The organism is Caulobacter sp. SSI4214 (assembly GCF_012184455.1).
Lineage (GTDB): Bacteria > Pseudomonadota > Alphaproteobacteria > Caulobacterales > Caulobacteraceae > Caulobacter > Caulobacter vibrioides_E.
The window spans coordinates 1-13,201 of the sequence record NZ_SZWJ01000005.1; the positions used below are offsets into that span (position 1 = coordinate 1).

9 protein-coding genes are annotated in these 13,201 nt (G+C 68.0%); 7 read left to right on the forward strand and 2 right to left on the reverse strand.

All coding sequences use genetic code 11. The features are described 5' to 3' along the window. Together FCU40_RS02450 and FCU40_RS02455 are read left to right on the forward strand one after the other, a co-directional pair. On the forward strand, positions 1-1,926 hold a 1,926-nt coding region (locus FCU40_RS02450; RefSeq protein ID WP_168072661.1), incomplete at its 5' end, for a polar localization protein TipN. 15 nt (positions 1,927-1,941) lie between these two features. Then, complete coding sequence (locus FCU40_RS02455; RefSeq protein WP_168072662.1) at positions 1,942-2,502, forward strand: sugar transferase; 561 nt, start codon at positions 1,942-1,944, stop codon at positions 2,500-2,502. A gap of 16 nt (positions 2,503-2,518) precedes the next feature. Here the strand turns inward: FCU40_RS02455 and FCU40_RS02460 are convergent, their stop codons facing one another. Further along, a complete protein-coding gene (locus FCU40_RS02460; RefSeq protein WP_168072663.1) occupies positions 2,519-3,964 on the reverse strand; it encodes a mannitol dehydrogenase family protein in 1,446 nt (481 codons plus the stop codon). Between the two features lie 82 nt (positions 3,965-4,046). Further along, complete coding sequence (locus tag FCU40_RS02465; protein WP_168072664.1) at positions 4,047-5,555, reverse strand: altronate dehydratase family protein; 1,509 nt, start codon at positions 5,553-5,555, stop codon at positions 4,047-4,049. A gap of 160 nt (positions 5,556-5,715) precedes the next feature. Here FCU40_RS02465 and FCU40_RS02470 point away from each other — a divergent pair, with 160 nt between their 5' ends. The 5 genes from FCU40_RS02470 to ppc all read left to right on the forward strand — a co-directional run bounded on the left by FCU40_RS02470 (position 5,716) and on the right by ppc (position 13,058). Beyond that, a complete protein-coding gene (locus FCU40_RS02470) occupies positions 5,716-6,792 on the forward strand; it encodes a LacI family DNA-binding transcriptional regulator (RefSeq protein WP_168072665.1) in 1,077 nt (358 codons plus the stop codon). A 117-nt stretch (positions 6,793-6,909) separates the two neighbouring features. Continuing rightward, positions 6,910-8,373: a glucuronate isomerase gene (gene uxaC, locus FCU40_RS02475; RefSeq protein WP_168072666.1), complete on the forward strand. Its 1,464-nt coding sequence runs from the start codon at positions 6,910-6,912 to the stop codon at positions 8,371-8,373. A gap of 24 nt (positions 8,374-8,397) precedes the next feature. Next, complete coding sequence (gene kduI / locus FCU40_RS02480; protein WP_062099878.1) at positions 8,398-9,237, forward strand: 5-dehydro-4-deoxy-D-glucuronate isomerase; 840 nt, start codon at positions 8,398-8,400, stop codon at positions 9,235-9,237. 149 nt (positions 9,238-9,386) lie between these two features. Then, entirely contained in the window at positions 9,387-10,154 is a 768-nt protein-coding gene (gene kduD / locus FCU40_RS02485) for a 2-dehydro-3-deoxy-D-gluconate 5-dehydrogenase KduD (protein ID WP_168072667.1), read from the forward strand. A 174-nt stretch (positions 10,155-10,328) separates the two neighbouring features. After that, positions 10,329-13,058, forward strand: a complete 2,730-nt coding sequence (gene ppc, locus FCU40_RS02490) for a phosphoenolpyruvate carboxylase (RefSeq protein ID WP_168072668.1) — start codon at positions 10,329-10,331, stop codon at positions 13,056-13,058. The last annotated feature ends 143 nt before the right edge of the window (positions 13,059-13,201 follow it).

Sequence of the window (13,201 nt, forward strand, 5' to 3'; positions counted from 1 at the left end):
CGGGCCGCCTCGTCGTACGCCGCCGCCGCCCAGCGCGCCCGCGAGCATATCGTCTCGCTGCGCCAGGCCCTCGCCGAGGAAACCGCGCGTCTGGCCGAGGCGGCCAACGAGTCCGTGAAGATGGCCAACCAGTTGGCCCAAGGCCTGGGCCACGAGCGTTCGGCCATGGAAACCTTGTCGCAGTCGCTGGACGCCCGCTCCACAGCGGTGGTCGATGCGATCGGAAGCCAGGCCCGCATGGTGGCCGAGGCCTCCGACCTCGCCGAGACCCAGCTTCGCGAAGCCGAGGCCGCCCTAGCCGCCCGCGCCGCCGATCTCGCCGCCGCCGCCGCCGAGGCGTCCGACGCGGCGCGCGTCGGGGCCGAGGACCTAGCGCGGCAGATCGCTCGGCTGGAGACCGCCGGCCATGGCGTCGGCGACCAGATCGTCTCCGTCGAGAAGAGCCTCGCCGCCCAGCGGGCAGCCCTGGTCGAGGCCAGCCAAGCCCTGCGCTCGGAACAGGAAGACTTCGCCGCCGAGGCCGAGACCCGCACCGCGCAGCTCACCGAGTTCGTCGCCTACACGCGGGTGGGCGCCACCGAGCTGTCCGACACCGCCGCCATGGGCGCCGAGATCCTGCGGGGCCTGATCGGCGCGGCCGCCGACCAGTTCCGCGAGATGGTCGAGGGCGCGCGCGCCCAGCGCGAGGGCCTGGCCGACGAGGTCAAGAAGACGCTCGAAACCATTGGCGACGTGGCCGAGAACCAACGCACGCTGCTCGAGGAAGAGCTGAAGGCCGCCATGGAGGCCATGGCCAAGGCCGCTTTGGAAGCCGGCGCGGGCGTCGAGGCCCGCGTCGAAGCCGCGCGCGGTCGCGTGGACCAGCTGAACGAAATCGCCTTCGCCGCCGGTCAGAAGGCGGACGCGGTGTTCGAAGCTCGCATGGAAGAGGCCCGCGACATTATCGAGCACTCGGCTCAGATGGTCGAGCAGGCCGGGGCGCGCACGTCGCAGAAGCTGCAGGAGTCGGTCAACGCCGCGCGCGGGACGCTGGACGAGCTCGAGGCCATGCTGGCCGAGATCGGCAAGCGCACCGCCGACCTTCCGGCCGAGGCCTTGCGCAAGGCCGCCGAGGTCCGGATCTCGATCGAGCAGGGCGTCGAGCAGCTGATGAACACCGTTCGCCGCACGGCCGAGGAAACCGCGGCGATCGATCAGGCCTTCCAGGAACGCGTGCGCCGCAACTACGAGATGCTCAGCGAAGCCGCCGGCGCGGTCACCGCCGCTGGCGTTTCGACGGTCAGCGCCCGCGCGACCCCGGCGACCGCCCCGCCCGCGCGGTCGCGCCCGACGGCTCCGCCTACGCCGCCGCAGAATCTGCCCCTGGCCCAGTTCGACGATGAGGACGAGCCGCCGCCGACCGACCGTCGCCGCCTGCGCCTGACCCCGACCGCCACCGACGAGGAGTTCCGTTCGGTATTCGAGCAGGCCAGCGGCCAACGCGGTCAGCCCGCGCCCGAGCCGGACGGCCAAGGGGGCTGGAGCTGGCGCAACCTTCTGTCGGGCATCGAAAGCAGCACGCCTGGCGACGCTGGTCTGGGCGAGAAGCTGGCGGCCGAGATCTCGGCCATGGGCATCGACCCGCACGCGCTGCTGCCGCGCGGTCGCATCGACGAGATCGCCGCGGCCTTGCAGACGCGCGACGCCGTTGGCGCTCGCGAGGTCGTCAAGCGCCTTGCGCCCGCCGCCATCCGCCGTCTCGTTCGGCGCCTGTTCTCGGACGCTCCGCTGAAGAGCAACACCGAACGGTTTCTGAAGCGCTACGCGTCGATGATCGAGGAGGCCGCTGGCCAGGACCGCGAGGGTTTCCTCCTGGCGGCGTTGCTGTCTTCGGAAGCGGGCCGGGCCTATCTGTTGCTCGACGCGGCCAGCGGCGATCTGGGCTAGCGCCGAAGAGGCCCCGTGAAGCGCGCTTTCGACTTTATGGCGGCGACCATCGGCTTGGTCGTGCTGGCTGTTCCGCTGGCCGTGCTGTGGCTGCTGGTGCGCCTCACCTCGCCAGGACCTGGCCTTTACTGGTCCCAGAGGGTGGGGCGTGGCTCCGCGCTGTTTCCAATGCCTAAGTTCCGCACCATGCGGATCGACACGCCCGAGGTCGCCACGCATTTGCTGGCAGATCCGGACCGCTGGCTGACGCCTATCGGACCGCTCATGCGCAAGCTCAGCCTCGACGAGCTGCCCCAGCTGTGGAGCGTGCTGATCGGCCATATGAGCCTGGTCGGGCCGCGCCCGGCGCTGTTCAATCAGGACGACCTCATCGCCGCGCGCCAGGCCGCCGGCGTCGATGCGCTGCGGCCGGGCGTCACCGGCTGGGCGCAGATCAATGGCCGCGACGAGCTGGCCATCCCGGATAAAGTCGCTCTGGACGTCGAGTATCTGCGGCGCCGCTCGTTCCTGTTCGACTTGAGGATCCTGGTCAGCACCGTCGTGCCGGTGCTGACCGCGAAGGGGGTCACGCGGTAGCGCGCCCTTGCGCGCTTCAAGCGAGCTCCACGTAGGCTTTTTCGACCGCTTCGACGAATGTCGGATCGCGGGCCAGTGCCGGTGGGAACACGCTGTCCAGCGCCAGGAAGGCGGCGACGTCGGTATGAGCATCCCCCGTCGCGCCGCTGCCGATCTCCGACAGCGCGTCATGCAGAGGATCGGTGATGGCCTCGCCGGTCTTGGCGCGGAGGGCCACGAACCGCATCCAGGCCGCCAGGGGCAGGGCCAGGCGCTCGATGGAGCGGCCGGCTTCCAAGGTCTCGGTCAGGGTGCCCAGGATGCGGAAGGGCAATTTCTGCGAACCGTCCCAGGCGATCTGCGACAGGAGGTGACGGATCTCGGGGTTGCGGAAGCGGGCCAGGATGGCCTCGGCGTACTGGACCAGGTCGAGGCCCCTCGGCGCGGTCAGGGTCGGGATGATGTCCTTGACCATCAGGTCGCGCGCCAGGGCTTCCAGCACCGGATCGCTGATCGCCTCGAACACCGTCTCGTGGCCGCGCAAGATGCCGGCATAGGCCAGGGTCGAGTGAACCCCGTTCAGCAGACGCAGCTTGGCGCGCTCGAAGCCCCGTACATCGTCGGTCAGGATGACGCCGACGCTGGCCAGGTCCGGCGCATCGCCCGGCAGCACGTCCTCCACGACCCACTGGGTAAAGGCCTCGCGCTGGATGGGCCAGGCGTCCTCCAGGCCTGTCGCGGCCTGGACGCGCGCGCGCAGGGCGTCGTCGGTGGCGGGCGTGATGCTGTCGACCATCGTGCGAGGGAAGCGCGCTTCCCGCTCGATCCAGGCGGCGAGCTCGGCGTCGATCTTGGCCGCGAAGGCCACCACGGCGGCCTTGAGGCGCCAGCCGTTGTCGGCGAGGTTGTCGCAGGCCACGACGGCGTAGGGCGCGAGGCCCGCGCTGAAACGGCGGCGCAGGCCCTCGACCACATAGCCGACAGCGCTGCGCGGCTCGCGCGGATTGGCCAGGTCATGGATGATGTCCGGATGGGTCTCGTCCAGCCCACCCTCAGCTGAAAGAGTGTAGCCCTTTTCGGTCACGGTCAGGGTGACGATGCGGGTCGTCGGCGCGGCCAGCCGCGCGAACACCGACGGCGGATCCTCGGGCGCGACCAGCACCTCGCGGATCGATCCGATCACGCGAAAAGTGGTCTCGGCGTCCAGTTGGGCGAGGACATAGAGCCCGTCCTGCGGCTGCAGCGCGTCGCGCACGCCAGGGCTCTTCAGCGAGACGGCGCAGATCCCCCAGCGCGGATCCTTGGCCAGCAACTGGTCGAAATAGAAAGCCTGGTGGGCGCGGTGAAAGGCCCCAGGACCAAAGTGGACGACGCCGATCTCGACCTTGTCGCGGTCGTAGGCGGGAAGGGCGGTCCCCGGGATCGCGGCGGGATAGCTGGTCGCGTTCAGACGCAGGGCGGGGGAGGTCTCTGAAGCGGTCAAGGAAGCACGCCTGGGGTTTCGTAGCGGAAGGTGTGGGCGTCTACATGCTGTAGTCCGTCCAAGGTGGCAATCGGCTTGGCCGTTAAAGGGTGACGCCGGACTTCCAGATGGCGATCTCGCGCTCGCCGTTCAGCTCGGCCTTGGTCAGCGCCCCCGAGGCGGTGTCGATCACCAGATCCATCAGCCGGCCGGCTGCGTCGTCCATCGGAACCCCGTCGAGCACCTGGCCGGCGTCGAAATCGATCCAGCCCGGCTTTCGCTGGGCCAGGCCTGAATTGGAGGCGATCTTCAGCGTCGGGGCCGGGAAGCCCAGCGGCGTGCCGCGGCCGGTGGTGAATAGAATCACCGTCGCCCCGGCGGCGGTCAGGGCTGTCGACGAGACCGCGTCGTTGCCCGGCGCCTCCAACAAGGTCAGCCCGCGCGGGCCTACGCGCTGTCCGTAGCGCAGCACCTCGACCAGCGGCGCGCGACCGCCTTTCTGCACCGCGCCCAGGGACTTTTCCTCAAGCGTGGTGATGCCGCCGGCGATGTTGCCCGGCGAAGGGTTCTCGTAGATGGGCTGGTCGTTGTCGATGAAGTAGCGCTTGAAGTCGTCGATCACCGCGACGGCGCGGTCGAAAACATCGCGGCTGGCCGCTCTCCGCAGCAGAACGTTTTCCGCGCCGAAGACCTCGGGGATCTCCGTCAGCACCGGGGTCCCGCCCGTCTCGGCGACCTTGTCGGCGATGCGGCCGACGAGCGGATTGGCCGTCACGCCCGAGAAACCGTCCGAGCCGCCGCATTTGAGGCCCACGACCAGTTCCGATATCGGGACCGGCTCGCGCCTGTCCTGTTCGGCGATCGCGACTAGGGACTCGATGGCGGCCAGGCCGTCCTCCAGCTCATCCTCGACCATCTGGGTCGTGAAGCTCCGGAGCCGATCGCGATCGATTTCCGGCGCGCTGTCCAGCAAAGCCTTCAGCTGGTTGTTCTCGCAGCCCAGCCCCAGGATCAGCACGCCGCCGGCGTTGGGGTGGGCGGCCAGGGCCGCGATAAGCGCTCGGGTGTGAGCGAGGTCGTCGCCCAGTTGAGAGCAGCCGAACGGATGGGGGAAGGCGTGAACGCCATCCACGCGGCCCGCAAAGCGGGCGCTGGCCTTCTCTGCGATGCGGCGGGCGGTGTTGGCGACACAGCCGACGGTGCACAGCACCCAGATCTCGTTGCGCGTGCCGACCCGGCCATTCTTGCGTCGATAACCCGCGAAGACGCGATCGGAGGACCGGACTTCAAGCTCCGGAGTCGATGGGGCGAACGCATAGCCTTCCAGGCCCTCGAGCCGCGTGGCGACATTGTGGACGTGCACGTGGTCGCCGACCGCGATGTCGGTCGTGGCTCGGCCGATCGGCCAACCATATTTCAGCACGTCCTCGCCGGCCTTGGCCGCGCGGATAGCGATCTTGTGGCCCCTGGGGATGTCGACGGCGATGGTGATCGTCTGTTGGGGCAGGTCGATCCGCTCGCCGCCGGCCAGGTCGCGCAGCGCGGTCGCCACGTGGTCGCGCGGGTCCACCGGATGAATCGATTCGCGAGGCGTCAGCGTGGTTTGTGTCATCGATCTTCGTTGCCGCGGAGTTTGGTGTCGCCAATTGTGGGGGCGTGACGCATGGTAACCGGTGTCACGGCTCTCGCAAGGCCAGTTTCAGCTCCAGTTGGCGATGCTCGCCGGGCTGGAGTATGACAAAAGAAAACGCTCAGAGCTGCTTGGAAACGCCGTGGACTCTTCGAAGACGCCTTCCTCGGATCCGGAAGACAGTGAACTCGGCGTCGAGGGCGGCCGCAAGCGCGCCACGATCAACGACATCGCTCGACTGGCGGGCGTTTCGAAGAAGACGGTGTCGCGGGTCATCAATCAGTCCCCGTTCGTTCGCGACGAAACCCGCGAGCGCATTGAAGCGGTGATCGCCGAGTGGGGCTACGCGCCCGATCCTCAGGCTCGGGGCTTGGCCTTCCGGCGCTCGTTCCTGATCGGCATGGTCTACGACAATCCCAACCCACAGTATGTCGTGAACATGCAGCTTGGGCTGCTGGATGGGCTGCGAGGCTCCGGTTTCGAGTTGGTGGTCCACCCGTGCAATCGCGCCAGCCCCACCTTCTTGAACGATATCCGCGCCTTCGTGGAGCGGCAGAAGCTGTTTGGCGTCGTGCTGCCGCCGTCGGTTTCCGAGGACGAGAGCGTCGCTCGACTGCTCAGCGAGATCGGCTGCGCCTATATCCGCATCGCGTCGGTCGAGCTGGACAAGCCCGAGCATATGATCGTCGGCCGCGACCGTCTGGGCGGCGAGGTCATGGGCCAGCATCTCGTCGACCTGGGCCATACCCGCATCGGCTTCGTCACCGGCCTGCCCAACTTCCGCTCCTCGCACGAGCGCCTGGGCGGCTTCGAGGACGCGCTGAGGAAGGCCGGATTGGCGCTGGATCCCGATTACGTGGCGCAGGGGGCCTACACCTTCGAGTCGGGCGTCGCCGCGGGCGAGGCGCTGTTGGCTAGAACGCCACGTCCGACCGCCATCTTCTGCGCCAACGACGAAATGGCCGCCGGGGCTTTGCAAGCCGCGCGCCGCGCCGGTCTGAACGTGCCCGAGGACGTGACCATCGTCGGGTTCGACGACTTCCAGATCGCCCAGTCTGTCTGGCCGCCGCTCACTACGATTCACATCCCCACGCGCGAGGTGGGCCGCTTGGCCGCGGAAAAGCTGATCGGGAAGGAGACGCGCGACGCGCGCGATCCGGCTCCGACCGCGCCCTATCTGGTTTTGCGGGAGTCTTCGGCGCCGCCGCCGAAGTCCTGAGAACAACTCGTCACAATGCCCGTCTAGTTTCTTGCAACGGGTCGTGACACCGGTTACCAACGGCCCGCGACGGCCGGTCTCGAAGCTGTCCACACGGTTGGAATGAGGGAACGCGATATGGCCAGGCCGCTCAATTTCCATGACGATCGGCTGTTCCCCGCCGATCCGGCGACGCGCTCCTACGCGCGCGGCCTCTACGGTCTGGTCAAGGACCTGCCGATCATCAGCCCGCATGGCCATACCGATCCCAGCTGGTTTTCGACCAACGCGCCTTTCCAGGACGCCACCGACCTGCTGTTGGCGCCGGACCACTATCTGTTCCGGATGCTCTACAGCCAGGGCATCTCGCTCGACGCGCTGAAGGTGCGCTCCAAGGCTGGCGTTCCCAACACCGATCCGCGCGAGGCGTGGCGCCTGTTCGCGTCGAATTTCCACCTGTTCCGGGGCACGCCGTCGTGGGTGTGGCTGAACCACGTGTTCAGCCAGGTCTTCGACTTCACCGAATTCTTGGACGCCTCCACCGCCGACGACTATTTCGACCGTATCAACGCGGCCCTGGCCACCGAGGCCTTCCGGCCGCGCGCTCTGTTCGACCGCTTCAACATCGAGACCCTGGCCACCACCGAGGGGCCGCACGAGAGCCTGGATCATCACAAGGCGATCCGCGAGAGCGGCTGGGGCGGCCATGTGATCACCGCCTATCGTCCCGACGCGGTCATCGACTTCGAGGACGAGCGCGGCCCGCGCGCCTTCGAGCGCTTCGCCGAGGCGTCCGGCCAGGACGTCTACAGCTGGAAGTCCTATCTCGAAGCGCACCGCCTGCGCCGCCAGGCCTTTATCGAGGCCGGCGCCACCTCGTCCGACCACGGCCACCCGACCGCCGCCACGGCCGACCTGAGCGACGCCGAGGCCGAGGCCCTCTTCGCTGATCTGGTGAAGGGCAACGTGACGCCTGAAAAGGCCGAGCTCTTCCGCGCCCAGATGCTGACCGAGATGGCCAAGATGAGCCTGGACGACGGGCTGGTCATGCAGATCCACCCCGGCTCGCACCGCAACCACAATGTCGGCCTGCTGAAGACCCACGGCCGCGACAAGGGCGCGGATATTCCGATGCGCACCGAGTACGTGGATGCGCTCAAGCCCCTGCTGACCCGCCTTGGCAACGACCCGCGCCTGTCGGTGATCCTGTTCACGCTGGACGAGACGGTCTACAGCCGCGAACTCGCCCCGCTGGCCGGCCACTATCCGGTGCTGAAGCTGGGTCCGTCCTGGTGGTTCCACGACAGCCCGGAAGGCATGATGCGCTTCCGCGAGCAGGTCACCGAGACCGCCGGCTTCTACAATACCGTCGGCTTCAACGACGACACCCGCGCCTTCCTCTCGATTCCGGCCCGTCACGATGTCGCGCGTCGCGTCGACAGCGCCTTCCTCGCTCGGATGGTCGCCGAACACCGGATGGACCTGGTCGAGGCCGAGGAGCTGATCGTCGACCTGACCTACAACCTGCCCAAGAAGGCCTACAAGCTGGACCGGCGTCCGGACTGGGCTCGTCCCGCCGCGCTGCGCGCCGCCGCCGAATAGAACACCCTTTCCGGAGACTTCCCGATGTTCGCCAAGACCTATCACGCCACCCATCCGGACATGATGTTCGCGGTCAGCAATGACGACCTGCGCGACCGCTACCTGATGCAAGGTCTGTTTCAGGACGGCCAGATCGTCCTGACCTACAATCACGCCGAACGCTTCGTCGTCGGCGGTGTCGTCGCCACCAGCCCGATCAAGCTGCCCGACCAGACCGAGCCGGCCTCGGCCGCCGGTCATCCGTTCCTGGAGCGCCGAGAACTGGGCCTGATCAACGTCGGCGAGACGACCGGCAAGGTCACCGTCGACGGCGTCGTCTACGAGATCGTGCCGCGTGACGGCCTTTACGTCACCATGGGCGCCAAGGACGTGACCTTCGAAGGCGTCGACGGCGCCGCGCGCTTCTACCTGGTCAGCCTGCCGGCCCATGCCGCGTTCGAGACCAAGAAGCTGGCCTTCGCCGACGCGATCCCGCTGGAGCGCGGCGCGCTGGAAACCTCCAACGAGCGCACGATCTACCAGTACATCGTGCCGACCACCTGCAAGTCGGCTCAACTGCTCCTGGGCATGACGGTGCTGAAGCCGGGCAGCGTCTGGAACACCATGCCGCCCCACCTGCACGATCGCCGCTCGGAAGCCTATTTCTACTTTGGTCTCGGCGAGAACGACCGGGTCTTCCACTACATGGGCGAGCCGGACGAGATGCGTCACATCGTGATCGCCAACGAGGAAGCCGTGATGAGCCCGCCGTGGTCGATCCACATGGGCTCGGGCACCGCCAACTACACCTTCATCTGGGCGATGGGCGGCGAGAACCTCGACTATACCGACATGAACGTGCTGGACATCTGCCAGCTGAAGTAAGGCTTCGGCCGTCGCGCTCCGCGTCATCCCGGCCGGAGCGCGACTTGTAGCCGGGACCCCCGTTGCGGGCGCCCTGACTGGCGGCCCTGGGTCTCGTAGCGACCGCCTGGTTTATCCGGGAGCGCGCCTATTTTGGACAGGAACTCGACATGACCAATCCGTTCAGCCTCGAAGGCAAGGTCGCGCTCGTCACCGGCGCCAATACCGGGATCGGGCAGGGGATCGCCATCGCCCTGGCGGCCGCTGGCGCGGACATCGCCGCGGCGGGTCGCAGCGAGCCGACGGAAACCCAGAAGGCCGTCGAGGGCTTGGGCCGCAAGTTCCTGTCGATCAAGGCCGACTTCGGCTCGACCGAACCGGTCCAGCGCGTGGTCGACGAGACCGTCGCCGCGTTTGGCAAGGTCGACATCCTGGTCAACAACGCCGGCATCATCCGCCGCGCGGACTCGATCGAGTTCTCGGAGGCCGATTGGGACGCGGTGATGGACACCAACCTGAAGGTCGTCTTCTTCCTGACCCAGGCCTTCGCCAAGCAGGCCTTGAAGCAGGGCGTCGACGGCGGGCAGGCTAAGGTGATCAACATCGCCAGTCTGCTCTCGTTCCAGGGCGGCATCCGCGTGCCGTCCTACACGGCCGCCAAGTCGGGCCTTGCGGGGCTGACCAAGATCCTCGCCAACGAGTGGGCGACCAAGGGGATCAACGTCAACGCCATCGCGCCCGGCTATTTCGACACGAACAACACCGAGGCGCTGCGCAATGACGCCGACCGCAACGCGGCGATCCTGGCGCGCATCCCGGCGGGGCGCTGGGGGCGTCCGGAGGACATCGGCGGCGCCGCCGTGTTCCTGGCCTCGCCGGCCTCGGACTATGTGCAGGGCATTACTCTGCCCGTCGATGGCGGCTGGCTGGCGCGTTGACGAAATAAAAACGCGCAAATCCACAATGGTAGCGCAACCATTGTGCGGCCTGGGTTTTCCGTTCCGGTGAAGCGCGCTAGAGGGCGCCGTAACGTCAGCACCTGCCGCGCCGACGCCTTCTCTAGACACTTTCCAGTTCGGGGTCGTCCGTCCGGCGGTCCCAGGAGCCCGCCCATGCGCAACCCGGCCCTGTCGATCAACGTTGACCGCCCCACCAGCCGTCACGTCCGTCAGAACGCCAATCTGCTGAGCGAGCTGCTGTCCGAGGCGATCGCTTATCTGGACGGGCAGGAGGCCGCCGACCTGGTGGCCAAGGCGCGTAAGGCCGCCTCGCGCGAGGAGGAGGCCACGGGCGAAGCGCCGGTTCTCGATCACCTGTTCGCCGACCTGACCACCGACCAGGCCGTGTTCCTGGCGCGGGCTTTCGCCAGCCATTCGCTGCTGGCCAATATCGGCGAGGACGTCGCCGGCCGTCGCCGCCACGCCGAGGCCGAAGCTCAGCCCGGAGACGCGCGCCCGCGCACCCTGATCGACGCCGTTCGGGCGCTGAAGGCCCAAGGCATGAGCGGCGAGGCCCTGGCGAGAACGTTCGCCGCCATGAACGTCGTGCCGGTGCTGACCGCCCACCCGACCGAGGTTCGCCGCCGCAGCATGGTCGATCGCGAGACCGAGATCTCGCGCCTGATGGCCCTGCGCCGCCACCACCTGCCGCCGGACCTGGACGCGGAGATCCGCGAGAGCCTGTTCCGCGAGATCGCGCTGATGTGGCGGACCCGTCTCTATCGCCCCGAGCGGATCACCGTGAAGGACGAGATCCGCAACGCCCTGTCGATCGTCCGCACCTCGATCCTGCCCGCGATCATCGACCTCTACGGCGACTGGACGGCCAAGATCGGCTCGCACGGCCATCTCGCGCCGCTGCTGAAGATGGGGTCCTGGCTGGGCGGGGACCGTGACGGCCATCCCGGCGTCAACGGCGAGACCTTGAAGCTGGCCTTCGCCTCGCAGTCCCGCGTGATCCTCGACTGGTACGCCGGCGAGGTGCGCAAGCTGTGGTCCAATCTGGCGGTCTCCACCGCCTATACGCCGGTGTCCGAGGAGCTCCTGGCCCTGGCGGCCCAGACCCGCGACCCGTCGGTCCACCGGCTGGACGAGCCTTATCGCCTGGCGCTGGAATTGATCTTCGACCGCCTGACCGCCGTGTCGCAGAAGCTGACGGGCCAGCCTGTCGCCTTCGCCACGGGGACGACCGAGGTCGAGCCCTACGGCCACCCGGACGCCTTCGTCGCCGACCTGACCGTGATCATCGACAGTCTGGAGCGCAACGGCGGTGAACGCCTGGTGGGCTCGGCGCTGCGCACCCTGGTCGAGGTGGCCAAGGCCTGCGGCTTCCACTTGATGAGCCTGGACCTGCGTCAGAACGCCGATGTCCACGAGCGGACCCTCGACGAGCTGTTCCAGCGCGCCGGCACGGGCGTCGCTTATCTGAAGCTCGACGAGGCGGCGCGCTGTAAGGTGCTGATCGAGGAGCTGTCGCATCAGCGGCCGCTGGTCTCGCCGTTCACCGCCTATGGCGAGGAGACGACCAAGGAGCTGGCCACGATGGAGGCCGCCGCCCAGGCCGTGCGCGACTACGGCCACGGCTGTATCGGCGCTTACATCATCTCTAAGTCCGCGACCCTGTCGGACATTCTTGAGCCGCTGGTGCTGCTCAAGCAGGTCGGGCTGGTGTGGGGCGGGGCGGCGCCGCGCGCCTCGGTCAAGGTCGCGCCGCTGTTCGAAACCATCGGCGACTTGGAGAACGGCCCCGCCGTACTGCGCCAGTGGCTGGAGCTTCCGTTGTCGCGGACCATCCTCGGCGACCGGCCGGTGCAGGAGATCATGCTGGGCTACTCCGACAGCAACAAGGATGGCGGCTATGTCGCGTCCCGGCGCGGGGTGGCGAAGGGGGCTTCGGCCCTCGCGTTCGAGGCCGACCGGATGGGCGTGGGCTTGCAGCTTTTCCATGGCCGGGGCGGCAGCGTCGGCCGAGGCGGTGGTCCCGCCGCCGAGGCCGTGCTGGCGCAGCCGGCCGGCACGGTCCAGGGCCGCATCCGCATGACCGAGCAGGGCGAGATGATCGCCCGCCGTTTCGGCGACCAGCCCACGGCCCGCCGCAACCTCGACGGCTTGGCCGCCGCGGTTCTGATGGCCAGCGAGCGTCCGATCCACCAGCCCGATCCCAAGGTCGAGTCCGCCATGACGGCCCTGGCCGAGGCCTCTTTCCATGGCTTCCGCGCCCTAGTTTACGACGACCCCGCCTTCGAGGACTTCTTCTGGTCGGTGACGCCGATCAGCGAGATCGTCGGCCTCAATATCGGCAGTCGTCCCGCCTCGCGGACCGCCAGCCGCAAGATCGAGGATCTGCGGGCCATCCCCTGGGTGTTCAGCTGGTCGCAGGCCCGCTTCATGCTGCCGGGCTGGTACGGCTTCGCTTCGGGCGTCGAGCGGGCTGGGCTGTCGGTCGACCAACTGCGCGACCTGGCGAGGAGTTTCGATTTCTTCGCGTCGCTTCTGTCGAACATGGAGCTGGCCCTGGCTCAGAGCCACATGGGCATCGCGGCGCGCTACGTGACGCTGTCTCCGGACCAGGCCAACGCCGAACGGATCTTCGCGACCATCCAGCGCGAGCATGACGCCGCCAGCCGCCTGGCGCTGGATATCCGCGGCGGCTCGGCCCTGCTGGACAACCAGCCAGACCTCGCCGAGTCGGTGGCCTTGGCGGGCCGCTCCGTCGACCCGCTGAATCACCTGCAGCTGGAGCTGCTTTCGCGCCGTCGGGGAGGGGACACCGACGAGGACCTGCGCCTGGCCATCCAGTTGACCGTGGCGGGCATCGCGGCGGGCCTGAGAAATACCGGCTGATCGGCCAGCGCGCGGACCTCCGATTTCCCCACGAAGGCTTGGCCAATCGGCGGATAGGGAGCTTCCCCGCCCATTGGCCCTCGAGCCCGTGACCCTCACGGTTGCTCGCAAGTCTCGGTCTTCGCGGGGCGCTCTGGATATCA

What these genes read in the sequence shown, in the direction of transcription:
- kduD (WP_168072667.1), top strand. Translation starts at nt 9,387, where the DNA reads ATGACCAATCCGTTCAGCCTCGAAGGCAAGGTCGCGCTCGTCACCGGC.
- FCU40_RS02465 (WP_168072664.1), bottom strand. Translation starts at nt 5,555, where the DNA reads ATGACACAAACCACGCTGACGCCTCGCGAATCGATTCATCCGGTGGAC.
- uxaC (WP_168072666.1), top strand. Translation starts at nt 6,910, where the DNA reads ATGGCCAGGCCGCTCAATTTCCATGACGATCGGCTGTTCCCCGCCGAT.
- kduI (WP_062099878.1), top strand. Translation starts at nt 8,398, where the DNA reads ATGTTCGCCAAGACCTATCACGCCACCCATCCGGACATGATGTTCGCG.
- ppc (WP_168072668.1), top strand. Translation starts at nt 10,329, where the DNA reads ATGCGCAACCCGGCCCTGTCGATCAACGTTGACCGCCCCACCAGCCGT.